Raw genomic sequence first — 24,559 nt, forward strand, 5'->3', positions numbered from 1 at the left:
GACGCGCGCTCAGGCGGGAGGAACGGGGGCGCGGGGACGTGCGCCGGATGGGCTGTCGCTTTCGGCGGCGAGGCTTATCAGCGCGCTTTTCACGTCGTCAAGCAAACGCGGCCACGGGCGGGTGGGCGCGCCGCCGCGCGCGATCAAGACGTAGTCATGCCCGGGGCGGCCGAACTGCGGCAAAAGCGCTCGCGCGGCCTCGCGCAGGCGGCGCTTGGCGCGGTTGCGCACCACCGCCCCGCCGATCTTGCGGGTGGCGGTGAAGCCGACTCGGATCTTGGGGTCGTCGTCGCCCCGTGGGCGGGCCTGAAGCACCACCGCGCCCCGGGCGCAGGACGGCGCGCGCGCAGCCGCCAGGAAATCGGCGCGCTTCTTCAGGCGTTCGATGGCAGGTGCGGCGTCCGTCACGCGGACACCATAGTCTCGGCGCGCGTCTTGCGCCGCCCTTAGGCGGTCAGGCGCTTGCGGCCCTTGGCGCGGCGACGCGCCACGATCTTCTGGCCGTTCTTGGTCGCCATGCGGCTGCGGAAGCCGTGACGGCGCTTGCGCACGAGACGCGAGGGCTGAAAGGTCCGCTTCACAGGGCTAACTCCGGCTCGAAAATCGAGCGGCGGTCCTTAAGGGGTTGGGGCGACCCTGTCAACTGTCCCGTCCCTCCTTGCATCGGGGATTCAGGCCGTGAGGGTGAGGATCACCGGCCCGCGGCGGGTGGCCACCAGGGTGTGCTCGTACTGGACGGTCGGCTCGCCGCCGGGCGGGCGGAGGGTCCAGCCGTCACCCATCTCGTCCACCCACTCCGCGCCGAGCGACAGGAAGGGCTCGATGGTGAAGACCAGACCCTCGGGAATCCGGCGGCTCTCGCGCGGCTCCCACCAGGTGGGGATCTCGCCCGGCTCGTCGTGCAGCGAACGGCCGACCCCATGCGAGGCGAGGTTCTTCACCAGGGTGTAGCCGTTCCTGTCGGCGAAGCCCTGGATGGCCCGGCCGATCTCGTTCAGCTTGCCGCCCGCCTTCACCGCCCGGATGCCGGTCCACATGGCGCGGCGGCCGTCGCGGCACAGGCGCTCGATGCGCGGCTTGACCGGGGGCACGGCGAAACTGGCCCCCGTGTCGCCGAAGAAGCCGTTCAGCTCCGCCGAGACGTCGATATTCACCAGGTCCCCGGCGGCGATAGGGCGATCGTCGGGAATCCCATGGGCGCAGTCCGGGCCGACCGAAATGCAGGTGGCGCCCGGAAAGCTGTAGGTGATTTCGGGCGCCGAGCGGGCGCCTTCCCGCTCCAGCATGGCGCGGCCCAGCCGGTCGAGTTCGCGGGTGGTGATCCCGGGCTCCAGCGCCTGGCCCATGGCCTCCAGGGTGCGCGCCACCAGCCGTCCTGCGGCCTTCAGCCCCTCGAGCTGGTCTTCATGTTCGATGGTCATGTCCTACAGATCCGGCCGGATGATCGTCTTGCCCACCACCTGGCGGCCGGCGAGCGTGTCGAAGGCTTCGCGCCAACGGTCGAGAGGAAACTCGGCATGGACGCGGGGCTTCATCTTGTCGGCCAAGGCCCAGACCGCCTCGATGTTTTCGCGGCCCTTCTCCGGAAACCGGCGACCATATTCGCCGGCCCGGACGCCCATGACCGAGAAGCCTTTGATGAGCGCCATGTTCACCGGCAGGGTCGGCAGCCGGCCGGAGGTGAAGCCGATGACCAGCAGCCGCCCGTCGAAGGCGATGCAGCGGGTGCTCTCGTCGAACACGTCGCCGCCGACGGGGTCATAGATCACGTCCGCCCCGGCGCCGCCGGTGATCTCCTTGACCCGCTCGCGGAAACCGCCGGTCACATTGACGACGGCGTCGGGCGCGTATTCGCGCTGGATGATCGCCAGCTTTTCGTCGGAGGCGGAGGCGGCGATCACCTTGCAGCCCAGATGCCGGGCGAGGTCCACGCAGGCCAGGCCGACGCCGCCGGCCGCGCCGTGCACCAGCACCCACTCGCCGGGCCGAACCTGGGCGCGGCGGACCAGGGCCACGTATGCGGTGAGATAGGCGACCTGATAGCCCGCCGCCTGGGCGAAGGAGAGCGCATCCGGCTTGCGGCGCAGACCGGCGGCGGGGGCGACGGCGAATTCCGAAAAGCCCCCTTCCCGTGCGCCGCCGACCACGGCGTCGCCCACGGAGAAGCCCCTCACCCCCTCGCCCAGGGCCGCCACCTCGCCCGCCAGCTCCAGGCCTGGAATAAACGGCAAGGGCGGCTTGTGCTGGTACTCCCCGCGGGTCTGCAGCAGATCGGGGAAGTTGACCGCCGCGGCGCGGGTGCGGATCAGCACCTCCCCCGGCCGAGGCTGGGGCGTGGGCACATCGCGCACGGCGCAGCCGGCATAGTCTGGCAGCAGTTCCTCGACGATCAGGGCGCGCATTCGGCGATCCGCCCTTCCAGACCTTCCCGCACCAGGCCCGCGATCTCCCGGCAGGCGACGTCGGCGCACGGGATCGCGCCGGTGAAGGCCGTGAAGCCGTGGGCCAGGCTGTCGTAGCAGCGATAGACGGCGGGGACGCCGGCGGCCTGCAGCGCCTTGGCGTAGGCCTCGCCCTGGTCGAGCAGGGGATCAAAGCCCGCGGTCACCACCACGGCCGGCGCCAAGCCCGAAAGGTCCGGGCTGCGGATCGGGGAGAGCCGCGGATCGGCGGGGTCGTCCTGCGGACCCATATAGTGGCCCATGAACCAGTCCATGGTCGCCCGATCGAGCGGATAGGCCTCGGCGTAGGTGGTCATGGAAGCGGTCTCGCTGGCCACATCCACGCATGGATAGATGAGCAGCTGCAGGTCGGGCTGCGGCTCGCCGGCGGCCTTCAGGTCCTGGCAGATCACCGCGGCGAAATTGCCGCCCATGGAGTCGCCGCCGATCACCGCGCGGCCGGCCGGGGCGCCGAACCTGGCCGCATCGTCGCGCACATAACGGTAGACGGAGAGCACGTCGTCCAGGCCGGCCGGAAAGCGGTGCTCAGGCGCCAAGCGGTACTCAACCGAGACCACCGGCGCGCGGGCGACCTTGGCCAGGACGCCGCAAAAGGCGTGACAGGTGTCCAGATCTCCGATCACCCCGCCGCCGAAATGGGCGTAGACGATGACGGGGGCCTCGGGATCCTGCCGACCGGGACGATAGACCCGGGCCGGGATCTGCCGGTCGGCGCCTGGAACTGCGAGGGACTCGACCTGGACGCCCGGCTCCGCCCGCCCGCCCAACTGAGCGACGGCGGCGGCTGTGGCCCTGCGCGCCTCGGCCGGCGTCATCGCCGTCAGGGGCGGCTGGCGTTTGCCGGCCGCGGCCAGGAACTGGAAGCGCGGGTCGAGGGTGCGACCGCCCTTGTAGACCACGCCGCCGCCGGCCATCAGCCGCAGGATCGGCGCCGGCAGCGAAAGCAGGGTGCGGGCGAACCAGCGCCGGGCGGAGGCGTCAGCCATGCGCTCCCGCCTGGGGCAGACCCTTCAGGCCCGACTGGATCATGGCCACGGCGAAATCGGTGGCGCCCTTGGTGTCGATCGGGCGGCGCGCCAGCATCTTCTCCCCCACCTCGCGGGCGACGGCGATGCAGGCGGCGGCCACATAGTCCGGATCGGCGGCCGGGGCGCCGCCGCGGGCGATCTCCTCGACGATGGCGCCGCGCACCTCGTCGAACACCGCCTTCATCTCCGGGGTGGAGCCGTGAACGTGAGGCTGGGTCTCGCCCGGAGGCCGACGGGCCAGCCAGGTCTTGTGGGCGTCGGCGAGGAACAGGAAATAGGCTTCGATGGCGCCGTGCACGAAGGTCTCCCAGTCCGGCGCCTGCGCCCGTTGGGCCTTCAGCAGGGGGGCGAACTGGCGCGCCCCTTCGGCGGCGAGCGCAACGTACACCTCTTCCTTCGACTTGTAGTAGTTGTAGAAGGTGCCGGCCGCGAGCCCGGTGCGCCGGATGATGTCGCGTACGGTGGCGGTCTCGTAACCCAGCTCCCCGAACACTTCCCGCGCGGCGTCCAGTATGGCCTGGCGGTTCTGAACCTTGGTCTGCTCGCGCTTGCCGGCGGGGAGATAGGCGACTTCTGACATTGGGTACGGCGACTCAGGGGAAAAGGTGACGCGCGTCATCATAGGCCGACCTGGGCGGCCAAGCCAATCTTCTGCGCGCACGGGGCGATTTCAGCGGCCGGCGCGCGAGGTCCCGCAGGCGGCACGGCACTGGCCCCAGCTTCCGGGGCAGTCGTCGGAGGCTTCCTGGGCGATACAGAAATAGTAGGCCGAGGCGCAGGTCATGCGGCAGCGGGCGGGGTCGGCCGGCGCGGCGGCGGGCGCCGGAGCGCGCGGCGGCGCAAGCTCAGCAGGGGCGGCCTCAGCCTCAGGCGCCGGCGTCGCCTGAACCGGACCGCGCAGGCCCGCCTGGGCGCTCGGCGGCGTCTTCTGGGCAAGCGCCGGCGCTGCGGCGAGAGCGAGGGCGCAGGCGATGACCGGAAGAAGCCGCATGACGCCAGTCTTCGCGTCGCGCCTTAAGCTCCGGTTAACCATAAGATCCGGCCGGCGCCGCAGTCCTCAGGCCGTGAGAGGCGGCGCTTGCCGGGTCCGGCGCAGGGTCGCGCCGGCCAGGCCGGCGCCCAGGATCATCAGCGCCCAGGAGGCCGGCTCGGGTACGGCGCTCGCCGGCGGAACCACGCTGAGATAGCCCTGCAGAGAGGCGCTGTAGCCGCCGTTGAAGTAGAGGCTGAAATAGGGCGTAAGCCCCGCGAGGCTTTCATAGCTGGCGGGCAGGGCGGTCCCCGCCACCGTGTTCGGCCCCCCGTTGAAGGACAGCGCGAGGTACCAAGGGTCGAAACCGCCGGTCGTCGGGCCGACGACCGTGGATGAATCGAAAAAGGTGATGGAATCCGTCGTCCAGTCCACCACGCTCAGCGCGCCGGACGGCCCGAAGCCGTAGGCCTGGCCGCCGATCTGGAACGAGCCGGAAATCGGGCGGTAGTAGGCGTAGGCTCCGTCGCCATAAGGGCCGGTCTGATACGCTGCGCCGGCCGTGTCGAACTGCACCGTGCCGGCGACCGCCACATCGGGTCCGAAGGTCCCGGCGGTTCCGCCCAGGGCGTTCACGACCCCCGCCACGTCCAATGAAACGATCGCCGCCGAAGCCGGCCCGCCGGCGAACGCTACGACAGCCGCCGCCGCGGGCGCGGCGAGCGTGCACAGGAATCTGCGCATCCCGGATCTCCAACCTTGCGTAGAACAGCCGGCGCATTAACCACGTTTTCGGGTTGAGTGAAAAGGGCTCGTCAGCTCGCCCGCCCCTACTCCGTCCCGTCCATCCAGCGCCACAGGTCGCGGATCGCCAGGGCCCGCATGGCCGCATCGTCGCTGAGCAAGGGCGGAAGTCCCGCCTTCTCCAGACAGTCGTTGAGGGTGAGCGGCTCGCCGCGGGAGAGCCGCACGCCCCGGCGGCGAGCGACCGCCTGGAACCGGCGCCAGGCGCATTCCGTCCCCGCCGCGACATCCAGCGCCTCGCCGAGCAGGCCGGTCTGCAGCACCCGGTGGAACGCCACCAGGGTGGCGCCTGCGCACAGCCGGCGCGCCAGGGCCTCGAAAGCCGCGACCTCCAGCGGCTCGGCGGCCAGGTCCTCGGCGGGCGGCGCGCCGAACGGCGCGACCGGGCTTTGCGACCGGACGAAGGCGCTGAAGGCGACATTGCCGCGATCGTCGACGAAGGCGTACTGCATCACATGCTGGCGGCCGTCGGCGAACACCGAGCGGACCGCGAAATAGAGGTGGTCGCTGGCCGTCGCCTCCCGCCGTGCGGCGCGGGGGGCCGGCGCAGGCGCCAGGCGCAGGGCGGCCTGGAACCGTTCGGGCGAAACCACGGGCTTGGGCGCGAAGAGGGAGAAGAACATCGGCGAGGGCTCCAGGATCTGGGCCCATTGTTCGCGGCGACGGCCCTCCGGTCGACGCCGAGGCTTCCCGTTCCGGGATGGTTGAGGCGCCTTAAGCCTCCCATTCCGGGCGCGGCCCCTTGACGGCGCGGCCATTGCCGGGAGGCCCCCGTCCCGCTACCAGCAGGCCATGGCCGCCCTCGACCCCGTCGCCCTCACCCAGGACCTGATCCGCCGCCCCTCGGTCACGCCCGCCGACGAGGGCGCCATGGACCTTGTCCAGGCCACGCTGGAGGATCTGGGCTTTTCCTGCCGCCGGATGAAGTTCGGCGAGATCGAGAACCTCTACGCCCGCTATGGGACGTCGCGCCCGAACCTCTGCTTCGCCGGCCACACAGACGTGGTGCCGGTGGGCGACGCCCGCGCCTGGAGCCGCGAGGCCTTCGCCGCCGAAATCGTCGACGGGGTGCTGATCGGCCGCGGCGCGGTCGACATGAAGAGCGCCATCGCCGCCGCTGCGGCGGCGGCCGGCCAGGCCATCGCCCGGGGCGAAGTGGCAGGCTCGCTTTCCTTCCTGATCACCGGCGACGAAGAGGGCGCAGCCACCCACGGCACCAAGCTGGTGGTCGAGGCGCTGCAGGCCGAGGGCGAGGTCATCGACCACTGCGTGGTGGGCGAGCCCACCAGCGCCGAGACCTTCGGCGATATGGTCAAGATCGGCCGCCGCGGCTCGATCAACACCTGGATCACCGTCGATGGCCGCCAGGGCCACGTGGCCTATCCCCAGCGGGCGGCCAATCCGATCCCGCCGCTGATCGAGCTGCTTCACCGGCTGCAGAGCCACGTGCTGGACGAGGGCTATACCGGCTTTCAGCCCTCGAACCTGGAAGTGACGACCGTCGACGTCGGCAACGGCGCCACCAACGTCATTCCCGCCCAGGCGCGGGCGCGGCTCAACATCCGCTTCAATCCGGCCCACACGGGCGCGGAGCTGGCCGCCTGGATCGCCCGCGAGGCCGAGACGGTGGGGCGCGACTTTTCCGGGACGATCACGGTGGAGCCGGTGATCAGCGGCGAGGCCTTCCTGACCGAGCCCGGCGCCTTCACCGAGGTGGTGGCCGCCGCCGTGGAGGATGTGGCCGGCGCCCCGCCCGAGCTCTCCACCACCGGCGGCACCTCGGACGCCCGCTTTATCCGCGCGCTCTGCCCCGTGGTGGAGCTGGGCCTTGTGGGCAAGACCATGCACGCCGTCGACGAACGGGCGCCGGTGGAGGAGATCGTCAAGCTCCAGGCGGTCTATGAACGCCTGATCGCCCGCTACTTCGCGACGTTCGGCTGAGCCCTACTTCCGGACCCAGGCGCCGGCGGCGTTCTGGTAATACTCGCCGGGCTTCAGCCGGTCCTGCACCACGGTGTTGAAGGCCGAGGCGCCGGCGGCGGCGGGCGTGACGTTGTTACGCGCCGCAGCCTGGGCGTAGAGTTGGCGGCGGCCGGCGTTGATCTCGGCCACGGCGGCGTTCAGGGCCGCGTCGCTCGACGGCCGCACGAAGCCCAGGAAGCCGTCATTCTGCTCGCCGACGGTCCCTTGCGCCTTGGCGGCGTCGACGGCGGCCTTGGCGGCGGCGGGATCGGCGAAGGCCGCGCCGGCCAGGGTGAGCGTCCCGACCGCGACGGCCACGGGGGCCAGAAGTCTTTCAAAGGTCATGGTCATCTCGCCTTAGAAGAGGTTCGGGTTCTGCCGGATCAGCGCCTTGACGTCCTCGTCCAGGCGCAGGCGGACATCGGCGTCCAGCTTGGCGTAAATGGTGATCGGCGCCACCTCCACCTTGACCGGAATGGCGCAGGCCGAAAGCAGGACGACGCCGGAAAGCGCCAGGACTGCGGCGGGGGATCGGGTCATGCGGAGGTCTCCAAGGTCCGGGCTCTTTCTCTATGGTCACGGCTGAACGGCTTGTGAACCGCGAAGCGACTGGAATTCGGCGAAATCGCGCAGCAACTCGTCGAAGTTGACGCTGGTGTCGAGGGTCAGGTCCACCTTGGTGCCCGACGGCAGGGGCAGCACCTTCTCCAGATAGGTCCGCCGGATCACCTCCATCAGGCTCAGGCGGATCTGCTGGCGTTGCGGCGGCCGGTGTTCGCCCTGGATGCGGAACAGCACGCCCAGCCGCCCGCCTTCGAGGCTGTTGATGTCGGCCTCCAGCCGGTCGAAGGACAGGTGCTCCATGGCCTGGTAGGCGAATTCGGTGAAGGTGTTGGGCGGCAGGTCCGGTTCGGCCGGCGCGCCCGGGGCGCTCGCCGCACCCTCCGCCGAGACGCCGGTCAGGGCCTCGCGCCGGATCGACAGCCGCCCCGGCTCCACCGCATAGAGCCGCCCGCCCGAGACTCTCAGGCCCTCCGGCGTGACGCGATAGGGGATGCGGCCGGTCAGCCGCGCCTCCAGATCCATGCGGTCGCCAAACGGCGAGGCCTCCACCAGGTCGCGCACCTGCACGCCCTGGACGTTGACCACCCCGCTCCAGCTGGGACGGGGGCCGAAGGGGATGGAGAACGGCTCCAGCGTCACCACGCCCTCGCCCAGTTCGAAGCGGCCGCCCTCGACCTGCAAGGCGCCTTCCGACAGGCCGAAGGTCACCTGGGAGCCGGTCAGCACCGTGGCGGTCTCGATCCGCGCCGCGCGCAGCACCTGGCCCGGCGCGGCGGTCAGCGGCGAGAGGCTGGTGAAGACGATCTCGCCCGTCAGACCCTCCACGGGCCCGGCGGGGCTGACGAAGTCGAGCCGATCGATGTCGAGCACCCCGCCGCTCTCCACGCTTTCGGGCGACCAGGCGACCTCGCCGACGAAGCGCAGACGGCCCTCGGCGGGGGAGGCGATCGGTTCGGCCAGGGGGGAAAGCTCGGCCGGCTGCAGGCCGCCTTCGGCCAGGATCAGTTCGCCGGTGTCGAAGTCCATCCGGCCGCGGCCGTTGGGTTCATGGGACAGCTGCGCGGCGCCCAGCCGCCGGCCTGCCAGGTCGGCGACGGAGAAGTCCGCACGCCAGCGCCCGCCGACCAGCGTCGCCGAGCCCTGGGTGCTCACCGGATGGAAACGCGTCTCGGCGGCCATGTCCTCGAGCCGGGCGCTGCGGATCTCGGCGTCCACCGAAAGGTCCTCGCCGCGCGCGCCGAACGCCACCGGCCCCGCCGCCTGTTCGACGCGAGCCTCCAGGAACGGGACTTCCGCGGAAAGCCCGCGCGCAGTCCCGCGCACCCGCCAGCCGCCGTCGGCCCAAGTGAACAGCGGCGCCGACCCGGGGCAGATCTCGCCCGCCACCGCCTCGACGTCGTTCTCGCCAAGCTCCAGCCGTCCTACGCGGACGGGGCTGCAGCGCGCAGCGGAGAAGCGCGCCGCCCCGTCGCGAACCCGCAACTCGCCGGCGGTATCCAGCGCGCCGCCGACGATCGGGCCGAAGGCGCCCTCCGCCTTCAGCGCCAGGCCGGCCGAAAGCGCGCCATCAGCAAGGCTGTAGCGGTCGACCGCCACGTCCAGGCTGGGGAGACCGCCGCCGCGAGCGGTGAAGGCGAGAGCGCCCATTCCGTCGCGGTAAAGCGGCCGGCCGGCCACTGGCGAGAGGACCGCGTCGCCGCCGCTATCGGTTCGCAGGCGGATTGGGGCGTCCAGGGCCGCCGTCACCGAGCCGCGGGCGAGTGAAAAGCGCAGCGCCGACGCCTCGAAGGCGAAGTCCTGCACCGCACGCTTGAGGGCCGCCGTCTCGGCGGAGTCGCCTCGGGCCGGCGCGCCCAGCCCCGTCCAGCCCCCGCGCCCGGCCGCCCGGCCGCGCAGGGCCAGGCTGGGGCGGCCCTCTCGCCAGGCCGCCGGGCCCTGGGCCCGCAGCTCGGTCGAGGCGAGCCGCACCTCGCCGGTGCGCAAGCCGCCGGTCCGGCCATCCACCCAAAGGTGGGCCGCGGCCACGTCGCCGCGCGTGCGCGACCACTTCACGTCGGTGGCGTGAGCGCGCAGGGACAGCGCCTCGGCCCGCGCGCCAGCCGCCTGGGCGCCGCGGGCCGAGATCTCCGCGGCGGCGTCACCGGTCAGGGACAGGGTGTCGATCCAGCCGCCGGCCTCGCCCTCAAAGCTCGCCTGCAGGGCGGCGTCCGACAATCGAGACTCGCCATAGGCCAGGCGCGCGCCGGAAAGCCGCGCCCGCGCCGTCACGCGGCCCGAGCCGCGCTGGCGCGCGACATCCGGATAGGGGATCTGGGCGTCGGCCTGCAGGGCGGCGCCCTGCGCCTCGAACGCGCCGGTCTTCAGCCGCGCCACCGGCCCCCGCACCAGCAGATCCAGCCGCCGCCCGGTGGTGGCGGCCAGCACCTGCACCTCGCCCGTCTCGGCGACGAGGCCGCGCCCGTCGAGCTTCAGCGGGGCCAAGCGGGCGTCCAGCCGCATGAGCCGCCCGTCCTCCATCCTCAGGGCGCCGCGGGCCGCCACGGGGCCGTAGTCGGTGGCAAGCGCCAGGCGCCCGTCTTCGACGATCACCACCGGCTGGCGCGCGTCGGGGCGGGGCGGCCGGCGGCGAAGCTCCTCCACCAGCGGATCCAGGGAGCCGAGGCTCAGCCGCCCGGCCAGATAACTCGCCTTCAGCCGCGCGCCGCGCAGCCGCACCACCGTCGGCCGCACGCCAAATCCTTCGCCCGCCCAAGGGCCGACGATGGCGTAGCGGACCTCGGCCACCTCCGCGACCACGTCGGGATCTGTCGCCGGCCCGACCCGCAGTCGTCCGCGCACATCGCCCACATCGAAGGTGTCGAAGGCTATCTCGCTCTCGATTCCACGTTCGGCGAGCCAGCCGGTCAGGGCGTCCCGCGCCAGGGTGCGGCGCGCCTGATAGGCCGCGACCGCGCCGGCCGTGGCGGCCAGGACGATCACCACCACGCCCGCGCGCACATACCGCCGGCTGCGGCGTTTCGCCGGCTGCGGCTCTGCTTTCTCGATTTCGCTCAATCCGGACGCCCGTTCACGCTCGCTCCCTCATAACGCAAAACCCGCCGAAAGCGTGACCGCCGACCCGATTTCGCCGCCCTTGCCCCGCCGCCGCACGACGCCCAACTTACGGCGAAGCCTGCCCGCGCCTGCCGATTCGGAGCCCCCCATGACCCACGAACGCCGCGTGGTGCTGTCTCTCGCCACGGCCCAGGCCCTGTTCCAGACCGGCGTCGTGCTGCTCATGACGGTGGGCGGGCTGGCCGGGCTGTTGCTGGCGCCGACCAAGGTGCTGGCGACGCTGCCCATCGCCACGGTCGCGCTCGGCACCGCGACGGCGACGATCCCAGCCTCGCTGCTGATGGGGCGGATGGGCCGCAAGCCGGGCTTCCTGCTGGGGACGCTGTTCGGCATGGCTGGCGGGGCGACGGCGGCCTACGCCATGACCATCGGCAGCTTTCCCTTGCTCTGCCTCGGCACGGCCCTGGTCGGCGCGTATCAGGGCTTTGCGCAGTTCTACCGCTTCGCCGCGGCGGAGGCGGCGAGCGAGGCCTTCCGCAGCCGCGCCATCTCCTATGTCCTGGCTGGCGGGGTGGTGGCGGCGCTGGCCGGCCCGCATCTGGGCGCGCTCACCCGCGACCTGGTTCCGCAGGCGGCCTATGCCGGCTCGTTCCTGGTCATCCTAGGGCTCAGCCTGACGGCCTCGGCCGTGCTGGCGGCCACGCCCCTCCCGGGCGGGGGCGGCCAGGCCCAGGACGGCCCCGCCGCCCGGCCGCTCACCGTCATCGCCCGCCAGCCGCGGTTCCTGGCCGCCGTAGGCGGCGCGGCCATCGGCTATGTGGTGATGGTCACCGTGATGACCGCCACCCCGATCTCCATGGTGGCGCACGACCACCATGTCGGCGACGCGGCCACAGTCATCCAGTGGCATGTGCTGGGCATGTTCGCGCCCTCCTTCTTCACCGGCTGGCTGATCAAGCGGTTCGGGGTGACGCCCCTGATGCTCGCCGGCGTCGCGGCGCTGACGGCGCACGTGATGATCGCCGTCAGCGGGGTGGCCCTCCTCCATTACCTCTCGGCGCTGATCCTGCTGGGCGTGGGCTGGAACTTCCTGTTCGTGGGCGGCAGCACCCTGCTGACCGAAACCTACACGCCCGCCGAGCGGGCCAAGGTCCAGGGCTTCAACGACTTCGTCATCGTCGGCGTGGTGGCGGCCGGCTCCTTCTCCGCCGGGGCGCTCAACGAGGCCTTCGGCTGGCGCGGGCTCAACCTCGCCGTCCTGCCGTTCCTGGCCGCCGCCGCGCTCATCATCCTTTCGGTCATGCGCGGCCAGCCGCGGACGGCGCAGGCGTAAGGATCAACCGCCCGGCGCGCGGGCGGTGACGATCCAGACGGCGGCCTTCAGCTTCACCCCGCCCGGCCCGTCATGGGCGGCCAGCGCCGCCCGCACCGGCGGCGCGGCCGCCTCGCGCAGGTGTGGCGCTTCGCGCAGGATCTTGCCCAGGCCCCCGACCCGCAAGCAGACCGAGAGCATCGCCTCCAGATCGCCGCTCCCCACCCGCTCATCGTGGGCCGCGATGTCGATCCGCTCGAACCCCGCCGCCGCCAGGACACGGCGCACCCGAGCCTCGTCCGCGAAGGCGAAGGGCCCCGGCGCGTCCGGTTCCTCGGCCTCGAGCGGCGGAAGCAGGTGCGCCGCGGCGCGCAACGGCACGATGTCGAGGTCGTTCTCCGCCAGAGAGCGCCAGCAGACGAAGGCGAGGCGCCCGCCGGGCCTCAGCGCCCGCCTAAGATTGCCGAACGCCGCCGCCGGATCGGCGAAGAACATGACGCCGAAGCGGGAGAACACCGCGTCGAACGCCCCGGGCTGGAAGGCGTAGGCCTGGGCGTCGGCGCAGACCAGACGCACGGCTTCCAGGCCCGCCGTCGCCGAGGCGGCGGCGCCCAGCATGGCTTCGGAGATGTCGACCCCCAGCACCGCCCCGCCCGGCGCGACGGCGCGGGCCAGGGCCGCCACCGTCGAGCCCGCCCCGCAGCCGACGTCGATCACCCGCTCGCCCGGCTGCGGCGCCAGGGCGTCCAGCGCCCGCCGGCCGAGCGGCTGAAGCTGCAGCTCGAGCGGCCCTTGGACTTCGAGCCGCGCCCGATCGGCGGGGCTCACCGCCTCACAGGACGCCGGTGGAGGCGAGCGCCACGCCGCCGTCCACGGCGATGGTCTCGCCCACCACATAGTCCCCGGCGCGGCTGGCCAGATAGATGGCGCAGGCGGCCATGTCCTCGTCACGGCCGATCCGGCGAGACGGAATGCGCTTGGCGATCTCGTCGCCCTGGTCGCGGGCCACGCGGTTCATCTCCGAGGCGAAGGCGCCGGGCGCGATGCCGGTGACGTTGATGGCGTCCTTGATCAGCTCGGCCGCCACGCGCCGGGTCAGGTAGATCAGGCCGGCCTTGGAAGCGTGGTAGGAATAGGTCTCCTGCGGATTGAGGCGGATGCCGTCGATCGAGCAGATGTTGATCACCTTGGCCGGGCGCTCCCGGCTGGCGGCGGCCTTCAGGGCGCCATGCAGGGCCTGGGTCAGGAAGAAGGGCGACTTCAGGTTCAGGTTCAGCACCTTGTCCCAGCCGCTCTCCGGGAACTCGTCGAAGGCCGCGCCCCAGGCGGCGCCGGCGTTGTTCACCAGGATGTCCAGCTTCGGCTCGGCCTCGGTGAGCCGCCGGGCCAGGGCCTGGCAGCCCTCCACCGTCGAGACGTCCTGGGGCATGGAAATGCAGTTCTCCCCCAGCTCCGCGGCGGTCTCGTCGCAGGCGGCGGGCTTGCGCGAGGAGATGTAGACCTTCGCCCCCTGATCGATGAAGCCCTTGGCGATCATCTTGCCGATGCCGCGCGAGCCGCCGGTGACGAGAGCCACGCGGCCCTCCAGCGAGAACAGATCCGAACCCATGTCGTCTTCCCCTTCCATCAGCCGCCGAATTTGACTCGCGCGGGCCAGGCGCGGCCTATAAACAACCGTTTGAATCCGGGGCGGACAAGCGATTTCAGAAGCCGCCGACCTTTAACTTGCGAGGAACTGCCATGGCCGAGATCAATGCGGTGACCGACCTCACCCTGGACGGGGACGTCGCCGTCATCACCCTCAACTCCCCGCCGGTGAACGCGCTGTCGGCCAAGGTCCGCGAAGGCCTGCACGAGGGCTTCAAGCAGGCGATCGCCAACGACCAGGCCAAGGCCATCGTGCTGATCTGCGACGGCCGCACCTTCATCGCCGGCGCCGACATCACCGAGTTCGGCGGGGCCATGGCCGGCCCCTCGCTGTTCGACGTCCAGGAGATGATGGAGAACGCGCCCAAGCCGGTGATCGCCGCGATCCATGGCACGGCCCTGGGCGGCGGTCTGGAAGTGGCCTTGGTCGCCCACTATCGCGTGGCCGTCCCCTCCGCCCGCTTCGGCCTGCCGGAAGTGAACCTCGGCCTGCTGCCGGGCGCCGGCGGCACCCAGCGCCTGCCCCGCGTAGCCGGCGTCGAGAAGGCCCTGGAGATGATGACCTCCGGCCGTCACGCCCCAGCCAAGGAAGCCCTGGAAATGGGGCTGGTCGACGAGCTGGTCGAAGAAGGCAAGCTGCGTGAAGGCGCCGTCGCCTTCGCCCGCAAGGCCGTCGCCGAGGGCAAGCCCCTGGTCCGGGTGCGCGACAACAACGCCAAGCTGGAAGCCGCCAAGGGCAAGCCAGAGATCTTCGAGAACTTCCGCAAGGCCAACGCCCGCAAGTTCCGCGGCTTCAAGGCGCCGGAAGCCAACATCAAGTGCGTCGAGGCGGCGGTGAACTCGGCCACCTTCGAGGAAGGCCTGGCCGTCGAGCGCAAGCTGTTCGGCGAGCTGATGATGAGCCCGGAATCGGCCGCCCAGCGCTATTCCTTCTTCGCCGAGCGCACGGCGCAGAAGATCCCGGACGTGCCGGACGACACCCCGACGATCCCGATCATGAAGGTCGGCATCATCGGCGCTGGCACCATGGGCGGCGGCATCGCCATGAACTTCGCCAACGCCGGCATCCCGGTGACCATCGTCGAGATCAAGCAGGAGGCTCTGGAGCGGGGCCTTGGCACCATCCGCAAGAACTATGAGCGGACCGCCTCCCGCGGCGGCCTGACCATGGATCAGGTGGACGCCCGCATGAACCTGATCCAAGGGGCCATGGAGCTCGAGGCGCTCGGCGACGTCGACCTCGTCATCGAGGCGGTGTTCGAGCGGATGGACATCAAGAAGGACATCTTCACCAAGCTCGACGCCATCTGCAAACCCGGCGCGATTCTGGCCACCAACACCTCGGGCCTGGACATCGACGAGATCGCCTCGGTCACCAAGCGTCCGGAATACGTGATCGGCCTGCACTTCTTCTCGCCGGCCAACGTGATGCGCCTCCTGGAGATCGTGCGCGCCGACAAGACCTCCAAGGAGGTGATCGCCACCTCGATGAAGCTGGCCAAGCAGATCGGCAAGGTGGCGGTGCTGGTGGGCGTCTGCCCCGGCTTCGTCGGCAACCGCATCCTTGGCCAGCGCCAGCGCGAGGCTCAGAAGCTGGTGCTGGAGGGCGCCATGCCCTGGGACGTCGACCGCGTGCTCTACGACTTCGGCTTCCCCATGGGTCCCTTCGCCATGAGCGACCTGGCCGGGCTCGACATCGGATGGGTCAAGGAGAAGTCCAAGGGCGAGAGCATCCGCGACGTGCTCTGCGAGATGGACCGCCGCGGCCAGAAGACCGGCGCGGGCTATTACGACTACGACGAGAACCGCACCGCCAAGCCGTCGCCGGTGACCGAGCAGATCATCAACGACTTCATCAAGAAATCGGGCGCCAATCCGCGGAAGATCGACGACCAGGAGATCCTGGAGCGCTGCATCTATCCGATGATCAACGAGGGCGTGAAGATCCTCGAGGAAGGCAAGGCCATCCGCGCCTCGGACATCGATGTGGTCTGGCAGAACGGCTACGGCTGGCCCGTCTATCGCGGCGGCCCGATGCATTACGGCGACCAGATCGGGCCCGCCAAGGTCCTGGAGAAGATGAAGGAGTTCCAGGCCAAGATGGGCGACGCCTTCAAGCCGGCGCCCCTGCTCGAAAAGGCGGTCGCCGAAGGCAAGAAGTTCGCCGACCTCTGATCCGCTTCGACCCGCCCGGTCCCACCGATCGGGCGGGTTTCTTTCGGCCGGAGGCTCACCTTGGGTCAGCCGGCTCTTCCTCCCCAGAACGACAGGAAAACGTCCTCATGCGTGAAGCCGTCATCGTCTCCACCGCCCGCACGCCGATCGGCAAGGCCTATCGCGGGGCCTTCAACAACACCTATGGCGCGACGCTCGCCGCCCACTCCATCGCCGCGGCCGTCGAGCGGGCCGGGATCGACCCGGCCGAGGTGGACGACGTGGTGATGGGCTGCGCGCTGGAGCAGGGCACCACCGGCAACAACATCGCCCGCCAGGCCGCCCTGCGCGCCGGCCTGCCGAACACCGTCTCGGGCATGACCCTGGACCGCCAGTGCTCGTCGGGCCTGATGGCGATCGCCACGGCCGCCAAGTACATCATCAACGACGGCGCCCCCATCGCCGTCGGCGGCGGGGTGGAGAGCATCAGCCTCGTCCAGAACGACAAGATGAACCGCTTCATGGCCACCGACCCGTGGCTGCGCGACCACGTGCCGGAACTGGCCACCTCGATGATCGAGACCGCCGAGATCGTCGCCGAGCGCTACGGCGTCTCCCGCGAGGCCCAGGACGAATACGCTCTGCAATCCCAGCAGCGCACGGCCCAGGCTCAGAGCGAAGGGCGCTTCACCGCCGAAATCGCCCCGATCACCACGGTGATGAAGGTGCTGGTCAACAAGGAGACGGGCGAGACCGCCGACAAGGAGATCACTCTGAGCCTCGACGAGGGCAACCGGCCGCAGACCACGCTCGCCGACCTGCAGAAGCTGAACCCGGTGTTCAAGGGCGGCCGCTATGTGCCGGAAGGCAAGTTCGTCACCGCCGGCAACGCCAGCCAACTGTCGGACGGTTCGGCCGCGGTGGTGCTGATGGAGCGCAAGGAAGCCGAACGCCGGGGCCTGACGCCGCTCGGCGCCTATCGCGGCATGGCCGTGGCTGGCTGCGGCCCGGAGGAGATGGGCATCGGCCCGGTCTTCGCCATTCCGAAGCTCCTGGAGCGCAACGGCCTCACCATCGACGACATCGACCTGTGGGAGCTGAACGAGGCCTTCGCCAGCCAGGTGCTCTACTGCCGCGACAAGCTGGGCATCCCGGACGAGAAGCTGAACGTCTCCGGCGGCTCGATCTCCATCGGCCACCCCTACGGCATGACCGGCGCCCGCTGCACCGGCCACGTGCTGCACGAGGGCAAGCGCCGCGGCGCCAAGTACGGCGTGGTCACCATGTGCGTCGGCGGCGGCATGGGCGCAGCCGGCCTGTTCGAGATCTTCTAAGCCTCGGACATGTTCAAGACCGAAGGGCCGTCCGCAAGGGCGGCCCTTTTTCGTGCGCCCGCTTACCCGGAGCGTAATCGCAGGGCTGGGGCGACGGGATCAGTCTGAGGGCGTCACAAGCCAAGGAGACCTCCCCATGATCGCCCCCGCCGAGATCGCCCAGACCTACATCGCCGCCTGGAATGAGACCGACCCCACCAAGCGCCGGGCGCTGATCGCCGACACATGGACGGCCGATGCGACCTATGTGGATCCGCTCGCCTCGGTGGCCGGGCACGAGGGCGTGGACGCCCTGATCTCAGGCGTGCAGCAGAAGTTTCCGGGATTCCGCTTCGCCTTGCAGGGCGAGGCTGACGGCCATGGAGACCACGTGCGCTTCACCTGGGGCCTGGGGCCCGAAGGCGTCGAGCCGCCGGTGGTCGGGACCGACGTCGTGCGCGTGGAAGACGGCCGGCTGAAGTCGGTGATCGGCTTCCTTGACCGGGTCCCGGGCTGACGGGCAGGGCGGAACGGAAGGCTCCTCCCCGCCCCGTTCCGCCCCTTTTTCTTTCAATACCCCGAGGGCGGGCGGAAACCGCCGAACTCCTGCTCCAGCAGCCTCGCAAAGGCGATCGTCGCCCGGTCGTGCAGGTAGGGGCCGATGATCTGAATCCCGATCGGCAGGCCTTCACGATCAAGGCCGACAGGCGCGGCGGTGGCCGGCAGGTTGGCGAGAGTGGCCATGCCCGGCCAGGCGAGCTGGCCGAAATAGGGGGTGTCCTCACCATTGATCCGGTGCAGGCGCTTGGCGGGGTCGGGTTCCTCTAGATGCCGGAAGGCCACCGTGCCGTAGGCCGGCGCCAGCACCAGGTCGAAGGCCTCGAACAGCGCCGCCCACTGGCGGCGGATCGCCAGCTGGGCGTCGAGCAGATCCATCCAGCCGTGGGCGGAGATCAGGTCCGGCGGCGCCGGCCCGCCCCGGCTCATGATCGCGGTGAGCAGGCCCATATAGACTTCGTGCGAGCGGGCGAGATCGGGAAGCAGGGTGCTGCGCCGCGCCACCTGCGTCCCCAGCCGCTCCAGCCGACCGGCCAGGTCGTTCAAGGCGTCCCGCACCTCGGCCGAGACCACGGCCAGGGGATGATTGTCGAGGACGAGGATCCGATGATCGGCGAGCCTGGCGCGCCGTGGGGCCGGCAGGTCGAGGCGGTAGCCGGCGGCCTCCTCCTCCGCAGGGCCGGCCAGCACCGAAAGCGCCAGGTCGAGATCGGCCGCCGTCCGCGCCATGGGCCCGATCACCCCGAGCGGAACATCCAGGCCGTCGATGCCCGGCGGAGAGTGGCCGCGGCCGGGCACGACGCCGTAGCTCGGCTTGTGCCCGTAGACGCCGCAGAAGGCGGCCGGCACGCGAATCGAACCGCCGATGTCGGAGCCGAACTCCAGCGGAACCATGCCGGCGGCGAGCGCCGCCGCCGAGCCGCCGGAGGAGCCGCCGCTGGTGCGTTCGAGGGCCCAGGGATTGTTGGTGCGGCCGTAGACGGGATTGACGCTCTGCCAGTCGGCCAGGCTGACCGGCACGTTGGTCTTGCCGAGGATGACGGCGCCGGCGGCCTTCAGCCGGGCTACCCCGATGGAATCGGCCGGCGCGATCCAGCCCGCGGCTTCGGAAAAGCCCCAGGTGGTCGGCAGGCCCGCCACATTGTGCGCCTCCTTCACCGTCATGGGCACGCCGAGCAACGGCGCGCGCGCGCCCCGGGCCAGGGCCACGTCGGCCTCGCGAGCGGCCTGGCGCGCACGGTCGAAATCGCGGACGACGACGGCGTTCAGCGGCCCGTCACGGGCCTCGATCCGGGCGATGGCGGCCTCGGCCAGTTCCACGGCGCTGGCGCGGCCGGCGGCCAAGGCGGCGGCGAGTTCGCCGGCTGAGGCCCAGGCCAGATCCTGGGCGAGCACTTCGGACATTGGCGGTCTCCCTCGGTCTTGCGACCAGGGTGGGGCGGGCAAGCTCGCCTGTCCAGGCATTCAGCCGCGGGGCAGGTCGCGCAGCCGCACCTCCGCCAGGCGGGCGGGCCATCCGGCTGTGAGGGATTCCAGGTGCGCGAGCTGGGGCTCGGTCAGGCAGATGAGCTGCGGCGCTGCAGGAACCCCGCCCTCGGCCGGCGTCGCGCGAACCGCGGAGCCTGCGAACACCCCCAGGGCCGCGGCGATCAGGGCTCCGCGGAAGACCGGTGTGAAACTGCGTTCCGCATCGAACATGGCGGCCTGCGAAACGGCCGCCCCGGGCTTGCGTTCCACTGTCGGAACCGCCCCTGGCCGGCGCCGTTTGCATCGCGCCGCGCCGCCCGAGAAGGAGCCTCATGACCTCGGCCAACCTGCCCATCATGCCGGCCGTCTTCGAGCCGCCTCCGGAGGCCGAGGCCTTCTTCGCCACTTGCCTGGGGCTGCTGGCGGAGTCGCAGATTCCGTTCCTGCTTTCGGGCACGTACGCCGTCAGCGCCTATACCGGCATCGTGCGCCCGACCAAGGATCTCGACGTCTTCTGCAAGGCCGGAGACTATCCGAAGATCCTCGCCTACTTCCAGGCGCGCGGCTACGCCACGGAGGTGGAGGACGAACGCTGGATCGCCAAGGTCCGGCAGGACAAGCTGTTCTTCGACGTGATCTTCAACATGTCGAACGCCACCATGCCGGTGACCGACGACTGGTTCACCGGCGACGAGAAGATCGAGGTCTATGGCGTGGAGGCCAAGATCACGCCGCCGACCGAACTCGTCTGGTCGAAGATGTTCATCCAGGACCGCTATCGCTACGACGGGGCCGATGTCGCGCACGTGATCCTGCGCCAGCGCGACGCCATCGATTGGATCCGGTTGCTGCGCTACATGGAGCCCTACTGGGAGGTCTTGCTGATCCACCTCCTGAACTTCCGCTTCATCTACCCCACCGAAAGGGACGCGGTGCCGCGCTGGGTGATGGAGGAGCTGACCGGCCGTCTGGCGGCCCAGGTCTCGTTGCCGCCGGCGCGGGTGAAGGTTTGCCGCGGCCGGCTCTTCAGCCCCCGGGACTATGTGATCGACATCACCGAGTGGGGCTTCGCCGATGTGGTCGGCAAGGGCCTGGAGGAGCGCCATGACCCTATCCCCTGAGGAGACGCAACCCGGAGAGGCGCGGCCCAAGCCGCTGCGCGTGGCGGCCGTCGGCGACCTGCACGTGGGCGAGGATCACCACCAGCCGTTCCGCGACCTGTTCGCGAGGGTCTCTCGAGAGGCCGACGTGATGGTGCTGTGCGGCGACCTGACGAATTTCGGCAAGACCAAGGAGGCGGAGGTGCTGGCCGCCGATCTGGCCGCCTGCGCCATTCCGGTGGTGGGCGTGCTGGGCAACCACGATTATGAATGCGGCCAGCCGCAGGAGGTCGCCCGCATACTGCATGAGGCGGGGCTGAAGATCCTGGACGGCGCGGCCTATGAGATCGAGGGTGTGGGCTTCGCCGGCGCCAAGGGTTTCATCGGGGGCTTCGGGCGGCACATGTTGAGCCCGTTCGGGGAGCCGGAGATCAAGCACTTCGTCCAGGCTTCGGTGGACGAGAACCTGAAGCTGGAATCCTCGCTCCGCATGCTGAAGACCGAACGGACGGTGGTCGTGCTTCACTATTCCCCGGTGCTGGAAACGGTGCTGGGCGAGCCTCCGGAGATCTTCGCCTTCTTGGGCTCGGCGCGGATGGGCGAGACCATCGACCGGTTCGACGGCGTGAAGGCGGTGTTCCATGGCCATGCCCACCGGGGCTCGATCCACGGCCGCACGGCGCGCGGCGCGCCGGTGTACAACGTCGCCCGCCCCCTGCTGATGCGCGAGGCCGAGCGGGAATTCTGGGTCGTCGAAATCTAGGTGGAGAGCTTGTCAGCCTAGCCGCGCCAAGGCGGAGGCGACCTCCTGCGGCTTCTCCAGGATCACCATGTGACCCGCCTCGGGAATGGAAACCAGCTCGGCGCCGGCGATCCCTTTCTTGAAGGCGTGGGCGTAGAAGGGCGGGATCAGTCGGTCGGAATCGCCCCAGACGATCACGGTTCTGGCCTTGATCCGATAAAGGCGCTGCAAAAGCCCCCGCTCCGGGATCGGGAACAGGATCCGGCCGGCCATGCCCAGCTGGCGCGCATTGGCCACCAGATAGGTCTGCAGGAAGTTCGGGTCCTCCACATTCCGGCCCGCCGTCAGCATGGCCGCGCCTGCCTCCGCATCGTGGAACAGGAGCTGCGGCATCTCGTAGGGCATGGCGGCGAAGAGATCGGCGATCGGATGTGCGTCGTCCCACAGCCCCGCCGGGCAGATCAGGGCCAGGCGGCTGACGTCGTTGGGGGCCACGGCCGCCATCTCCGCGGCGATCATCCCGCCCATCGAGTGGCCGACGAGGATCGGGTCCTTCAGCCCCAGCGCCTCGACCACGTCCCAGCCATGTAGGGTGAAATCCAGCATGTCGCGGATTTCCGGGCATTCTTCGGAATCGCCATAGCCCGGGATCAGCGGCGCATAGACGTGGTGACGCTGGGCGAGCGCGTTCAGGAACGGATCTTCCGCCGTCACCCCGCCCGCGCCGTGCAGGAAGACGAGGTCGGGGCCCGATCCGCCCTCGATGTAGCGGACCGGGACGTGCGGGGTCTGGACGGTCTTGAGCTGCATGATCCTCCCTCCCCTAAAGCGCGGCTTCGACCGGCGCCTTGGCCGGCGCCGGCGGCAGGGAGCCGGAGGTGACGCGCTTTTCCAGCGGCTTGGCCCAGAACCTGTCGTCGTCGGCGTAGTCGGGGAAGATGTTGCGCAGCTTGGGCATCACCTTCTCGGCGAACAGCTTCGTGGAATACATGCACTTCTCGGCCGGCATGTTCCCCACGTGCATCAGGCAGAAGATGTTTCCCACCCGCAGACCCTTGATCATGTCCTCCATCCGTTGGCGGACGGTCTCAGGCGAACCTGCGATGACATGCCCCTGCTCGGTCAGGTCCTTCCAGGTCAGGGTGGAATAGCCGCCGCGCGGCGGCGCGTATTGCGACAGCGCCCCGGTCTGGATGGTCTTGATCGTCCGGTAGCCCGGCGCGTCGGCGAAGCCCGGATAGACGTGCAGGCAGCGATTGTAGAAGTAGCTGACGTGCTCGGAATAGAGTCGCTCGGCCTCCTCGTCGGTCTCGGCGACGCAGATGGTCTGGGCGAAGCCGGCGCGATAGGGGCTGTCGTCGGGGGCGCCTCGCGCCGCCACCCGGTCCCAGTAGCCCTGCATCAGCGCCTTGGCGCGCAGATAGCCCGAGAAGCTGAGGTAGGAGTACGAATAGGTGTTGTCGATGCAGAAGTCGTAGGTCTCAACCGAGCCGCCGCCCGGGATATGCACCGGCGGATGCGGCTGCTGGATGGGCCGGGGCCAGATGTTCACGTGCCGCAGCTTGTTGTAGCGGCCGTTGAAGGCGAACGGGTCGCGGGTGGTCCACGCCTTGATGATCAGGTCGTGGGCCTCCTGGTACTTCTCGCGGGTGAGCGACGGGATCTGGCCGTAGCAGTAGTTGGTGTCCATGGAGGTCCCCACCGGGAACCCGGCCACCAGCCGCCCGCCGGAGATGCAGTCGAGCATGGCGAACTCTTCGGCCACCCGGATCGGCGGGTTGTAGAGGGCGATGGAATTGCCCAGCACCACCAGGGCCGCGTTCGAGGTCCGCCGCGCCAGGCCCGCGGCGATGATGTTGGGGCTGGGCATGATGCCGTAGCCGTTCTGGTGGTGCTCGTTCACCCCGATCCCGTCGAAGCCGAGGGTGTCGGCGTATTCGAGCAGGTCCATATAGGTGTTGTAGACCTCGTGGCTCTTGGCCGGGTCGAACAGCCGCTGGTCGATGTCGACCCAGACCGACCGGTGCTTCTCCCGGAAATCGTCCGGCAGATACGGCCAGGGCATCAGGTTGAACCAGGTGAACTTCATGGTCGCGCCTCCCATGCCGCCTCTGACGGGCGGTCATGTGAACGACGATAACCCAATGCGAGGCGGCGCCAATAAGCAAGCGACGGCTGCTCCGCAGCAATTCTGATGGATCCGAGCCTTTCCATCAGAGTTCATGCAGCGTATATAGTTGCAACTCACTCGCAAAAGCGCATCGGAACCCATCATGCGGACCCTGAAGAAGACCATCAGCTACAGCCTGACCCACCTGACGGTGGCGGTGGCGGTCGCCTATGGACTGACCCAGGACTGGCGGGCGGCCTTGGCCATCGGCCTGATCGAACCCATCTTCCAAACCGTCGCATTCGCGGTGCATGAACGGGTCTGGGAACGGATCGGACGCGGCAACGGAACCCCGGCGGCCGAGCTCCGTTCCGCGACCGCCTGACATGACAAGGAGCCTGACAGACATGCCCAAAGCCGGACTTGACGCCAAAGCCAAGAAGGCGGCCGCCGAAGGACTCTCCAAGCTCCTGGCCGACACCTATGCGGTCTATCTGAAGACCCACGGCTATCACTGGAACGTGCGGGGGCCGAACTTCGCCCAGCTGCACGGGCTGTTCATGACCCAGTACACCGAGATGTGGACCGCCATCGACGAGCTCGCCGAACGCATCCGGGCGCTGGGGGAGCTGGCGCCGCAAGGCTACGGCGCCTTCGGCAACCTCTCGGCCATCAAGGACGGCGACCCCAACAAGGACGCCGACGGCATGGTCCGCGACCTGATCGACGGCCACGACGCCCTGATCGCCACCGGCTATGCGGTTCTGGGCCAGGCTCAGGAGGCCGGCGACGAGGTGACGGCGGGCCTGGTCACCGACCGGCTGACCGTCCACGAGAAACACCGCTGGATGCTGCAGGCCACCCTGGCCTGAGCGGGACGAACGATGAGCGGCGGCTTCATCGGTTGGGAGGTGGACCGGGAGGACCGCGCGCGGCTCCTCGAGCGGTTCCCGGCCGCCTATGCGGAGACGGTCGCCGATCACGTGACGCTCAAGTTCGGCCTGGAGGCCAAGCCTCAGCTGCCCCACGAGACGGAAGGGCGGATCGTCGGGTTCGCTGACGACGGCGGGGGTGTGCAGGCCGCGGTCGTGGAGATCGAGGGGACGACGGATCGCCCCGACGGAGGCGTCTATCACATCACCTGGTCGCTGGCGGAGGGGCGGGCGGCCAAGGAAAGCAACGACGTGATCGCCGAGCGTGGCTGGACGCCGGTGGAGCCCCAGGCGCTGGTGCGCCTGCGGCCGCGCCGCTGGCCCTAAAAGAAAAAGGGCGCTGCGGAGGTCCGCAGCGCCCGAATTCCTGGAAGGCTTGA

Annotated in this window: 28 protein-coding genes; 10 read left to right on the forward strand and 18 right to left on the reverse strand. The window is 70.0% G+C overall.

Going from position 1 to position 24,559, the window contains the following annotated elements; genetic code table 11:
• Positions 1–9: 9 nt before the first annotated feature.
• The 9 genes from ACK41C_RS03810 to ACK41C_RS03850 all read right to left on the reverse strand — a co-directional run bounded on the left by ACK41C_RS03810 (position 10) and on the right by ACK41C_RS03850 (position 5,887).
• Positions 10–408 carry a ribonuclease P protein component gene (locus ACK41C_RS03810; RefSeq protein ID WP_409650651.1) on the reverse strand — a complete coding sequence of 133 codons (399 nt, stop codon included), beginning with the start codon at positions 406–408 and terminating at the stop codon, positions 10–12.
• Positions 409–446: 38 nt separating this feature from the next.
• Positions 447–581 carry a 50S ribosomal protein L34 gene (gene rpmH, locus ACK41C_RS03815; RefSeq protein WP_409650653.1) on the reverse strand — a complete coding sequence of 45 codons (135 nt, stop codon included), beginning with the start codon at positions 579–581 and terminating at the stop codon, positions 447–449.
• 90 nt (positions 582–671) lie between these two features.
• Positions 672–1,421, reverse strand: coding sequence for a type I methionyl aminopeptidase (gene map / locus ACK41C_RS03820; RefSeq protein ID WP_409650655.1), 750 nt, complete (start codon positions 1,419–1,421; stop codon positions 672–674).
• Positions 1,422–1,424: 3 nt separating this feature from the next.
• On the reverse strand, positions 1,425–2,402 hold the full coding sequence (locus tag ACK41C_RS03825) for an NADPH:quinone oxidoreductase family protein (RefSeq protein ID WP_409650657.1): 978 nt from the start codon (positions 2,400–2,402) through the stop codon (positions 1,425–1,427).
• Entirely contained in the window at positions 2,390–3,448 is a 1,059-nt protein-coding gene (locus ACK41C_RS03830; RefSeq protein WP_409650659.1) for an alpha/beta hydrolase, read from the reverse strand. The genes ACK41C_RS03825 and ACK41C_RS03830 overlap by 13 nt, the downstream gene beginning before the upstream one ends.
• Positions 3,441–4,070, reverse strand: coding sequence for a TetR/AcrR family transcriptional regulator (locus ACK41C_RS03835; RefSeq protein ID WP_409650661.1), 630 nt, complete (start codon positions 4,068–4,070; stop codon positions 3,441–3,443). The genes ACK41C_RS03830 and ACK41C_RS03835 overlap by 8 nt, the downstream gene beginning before the upstream one ends.
• Positions 4,071–4,160: 90 nt before the next feature.
• Positions 4,161–4,481 (reverse strand): hypothetical protein, encoded by a 321-nt coding sequence (locus ACK41C_RS03840; RefSeq protein WP_409650663.1) that lies wholly within the window; start codon positions 4,479–4,481, stop codon positions 4,161–4,163.
• A 66-nt stretch (positions 4,482–4,547) separates the two neighbouring features.
• Positions 4,548–5,204, reverse strand: a complete 657-nt coding sequence (locus ACK41C_RS03845) for a PEPxxWA-CTERM sorting domain-containing protein (protein ID WP_409650665.1) — start codon at positions 5,202–5,204, stop codon at positions 4,548–4,550.
• 86 nt (positions 5,205–5,290) lie between these two features.
• On the reverse strand, positions 5,291–5,887 hold the full coding sequence (locus ACK41C_RS03850; RefSeq protein ID WP_409650667.1) for a hypothetical protein: 597 nt from the start codon (positions 5,885–5,887) through the stop codon (positions 5,291–5,293).
• A 169-nt stretch (positions 5,888–6,056) separates the two neighbouring features.
• On the opposite strand from ACK41C_RS03850, the gene dapE reads away from it, so the two are divergent.
• Positions 6,057–7,205: a succinyl-diaminopimelate desuccinylase gene (gene dapE / locus ACK41C_RS03855; RefSeq protein ID WP_409650669.1), complete on the forward strand. Its 1,149-nt coding sequence runs from the start codon at positions 6,057–6,059 to the stop codon at positions 7,203–7,205.
• A gap of 3 nt (positions 7,206–7,208) precedes the next feature.
• Here dapE and ACK41C_RS03860 read toward each other — a convergent pair whose 3' ends face one another.
• From ACK41C_RS03860 to ACK41C_RS03870, 3 genes are read right to left on the reverse strand one after another with little or no spacing between them, the layout of a single operon-like run.
• Entirely contained in the window at positions 7,209–7,571 is a 363-nt protein-coding gene (locus tag ACK41C_RS03860; protein ID WP_409650671.1) for a YdbL family protein, read from the reverse strand.
• 12 nt (positions 7,572–7,583) lie between these two features.
• Positions 7,584–7,766 carry a YnbE family lipoprotein gene (locus tag ACK41C_RS03865; protein ID WP_409650673.1) on the reverse strand — a complete coding sequence of 61 codons (183 nt, stop codon included), beginning with the start codon at positions 7,764–7,766 and terminating at the stop codon, positions 7,584–7,586.
• Between the two features lie 36 nt (positions 7,767–7,802).
• A complete protein-coding gene (locus ACK41C_RS03870) occupies positions 7,803–10,844 on the reverse strand; it encodes a YdbH domain-containing protein (protein WP_409650675.1) in 3,042 nt (1,013 codons plus the stop codon).
• Positions 10,845–10,992: 148 nt separating this feature from the next.
• Here ACK41C_RS03870 and ACK41C_RS03875 point away from each other — a divergent pair, with 148 nt between their 5' ends.
• Positions 10,993–12,177 carry an MFS transporter gene (locus ACK41C_RS03875; RefSeq protein WP_409650677.1) on the forward strand — a complete coding sequence of 395 codons (1,185 nt, stop codon included), beginning with the start codon at positions 10,993–10,995 and terminating at the stop codon, positions 12,175–12,177.
• 3 nt (positions 12,178–12,180) lie between these two features.
• Here ACK41C_RS03875 and ACK41C_RS03880 read toward each other — a convergent pair whose 3' ends face one another.
• Complete coding sequence (locus ACK41C_RS03880; RefSeq protein ID WP_409650679.1) at positions 12,181–12,984, reverse strand: class I SAM-dependent methyltransferase; 804 nt, start codon at positions 12,982–12,984, stop codon at positions 12,181–12,183.
• Between the two features lie 4 nt (positions 12,985–12,988).
• Positions 12,989–13,765, reverse strand: coding sequence for an SDR family oxidoreductase (locus ACK41C_RS03885; protein ID WP_409650681.1), 777 nt, complete (start codon positions 13,763–13,765; stop codon positions 12,989–12,991).
• Between the two features lie 131 nt (positions 13,766–13,896).
• On the opposite strand from ACK41C_RS03885, the gene ACK41C_RS03890 reads away from it, so the two are divergent.
• The 3 genes from ACK41C_RS03890 to ACK41C_RS03900 all read left to right on the forward strand — a co-directional run bounded on the left by ACK41C_RS03890 (position 13,897) and on the right by ACK41C_RS03900 (position 17,787).
• The gene (locus ACK41C_RS03890) at positions 13,897–15,978 is read left to right on the forward strand and encodes a 3-hydroxyacyl-CoA dehydrogenase NAD-binding domain-containing protein (protein WP_409650683.1); all 2,082 of its coding nucleotides are present in this window, start codon (positions 13,897–13,899) and stop codon (positions 15,976–15,978) included.
• A gap of 107 nt (positions 15,979–16,085) precedes the next feature.
• Positions 16,086–17,291 carry an acetyl-CoA C-acyltransferase gene (locus tag ACK41C_RS03895; RefSeq protein WP_409650685.1) on the forward strand — a complete coding sequence of 402 codons (1,206 nt, stop codon included), beginning with the start codon at positions 16,086–16,088 and terminating at the stop codon, positions 17,289–17,291.
• 136 nt (positions 17,292–17,427) lie between these two features.
• Positions 17,428–17,787, forward strand: coding sequence for a nuclear transport factor 2 family protein (locus ACK41C_RS03900; protein ID WP_409650687.1), 360 nt, complete (start codon positions 17,428–17,430; stop codon positions 17,785–17,787).
• Positions 17,788–17,840: 53 nt separating this feature from the next.
• On the opposite strand, the gene ACK41C_RS03905 is transcribed toward ACK41C_RS03900, so the two are convergent.
• A complete protein-coding gene (locus ACK41C_RS03905) occupies positions 17,841–19,232 on the reverse strand; it encodes an amidase family protein (RefSeq protein ID WP_409650689.1) in 1,392 nt (463 codons plus the stop codon).
• A 60-nt stretch (positions 19,233–19,292) separates the two neighbouring features.
• A complete protein-coding gene (locus ACK41C_RS03910) occupies positions 19,293–19,565 on the reverse strand; it encodes a hypothetical protein (RefSeq protein ID WP_409650691.1) in 273 nt (90 codons plus the stop codon).
• A 62-nt stretch (positions 19,566–19,627) separates the two neighbouring features.
• Here ACK41C_RS03910 and ACK41C_RS03915 point away from each other — a divergent pair, with 62 nt between their 5' ends.
• Together ACK41C_RS03915 and ACK41C_RS03920 are read left to right on the forward strand one after the other, a co-directional pair.
• On the forward strand, positions 19,628–20,416 hold the full coding sequence (locus ACK41C_RS03915; protein WP_409650693.1) for a hypothetical protein: 789 nt from the start codon (positions 19,628–19,630) through the stop codon (positions 20,414–20,416).
• Complete coding sequence (locus ACK41C_RS03920; protein WP_409650695.1) at positions 20,400–21,158, forward strand: metallophosphoesterase; 759 nt, start codon at positions 20,400–20,402, stop codon at positions 21,156–21,158. Before ACK41C_RS03915 ends, ACK41C_RS03920 begins: the two co-directional genes overlap by 17 nt.
• Before the next feature lie 12 nt (positions 21,159–21,170).
• Here the strand turns inward: ACK41C_RS03920 and ACK41C_RS03925 are convergent, their stop codons facing one another.
• Positions 21,171–21,947, reverse strand: coding sequence for an alpha/beta fold hydrolase (locus ACK41C_RS03925; protein ID WP_409650697.1), 777 nt, complete (start codon positions 21,945–21,947; stop codon positions 21,171–21,173).
• Between the two features lie 13 nt (positions 21,948–21,960).
• Entirely contained in the window at positions 21,961–23,226 is a 1,266-nt protein-coding gene (locus ACK41C_RS03930; RefSeq protein WP_409650699.1) for an LLM class flavin-dependent oxidoreductase, read from the reverse strand.
• A 184-nt stretch (positions 23,227–23,410) separates the two neighbouring features.
• Between ACK41C_RS03930 and ACK41C_RS03935 the strand changes: the two genes are divergently transcribed.
• The 3 genes from ACK41C_RS03935 to ACK41C_RS03945 are packed head-to-tail and all read left to right on the forward strand — an operon-like array spanning position 23,411 to position 24,506.
• On the forward strand, positions 23,411–23,632 hold the full coding sequence (locus tag ACK41C_RS03935) for a DUF2061 domain-containing protein (protein ID WP_409650701.1): 222 nt from the start codon (positions 23,411–23,413) through the stop codon (positions 23,630–23,632).
• A 22-nt stretch (positions 23,633–23,654) separates the two neighbouring features.
• Positions 23,655–24,119 (forward strand): Dps family protein, encoded by a 465-nt coding sequence (locus ACK41C_RS03940; RefSeq protein WP_409650703.1) that lies wholly within the window; start codon positions 23,655–23,657, stop codon positions 24,117–24,119.
• 12 nt (positions 24,120–24,131) lie between these two features.
• Positions 24,132–24,506 (forward strand): hypothetical protein, encoded by a 375-nt coding sequence (locus ACK41C_RS03945; protein ID WP_409650704.1) that lies wholly within the window; start codon positions 24,132–24,134, stop codon positions 24,504–24,506.
• Positions 24,507–24,559: the final 53 nt, after the last annotated feature.

The sequence above is a fragment of the Phenylobacterium sp. genome (assembly GCF_046290725.1).
GTDB lineage: Bacteria > Pseudomonadota > Alphaproteobacteria > Caulobacterales > Caulobacteraceae > Phenylobacterium.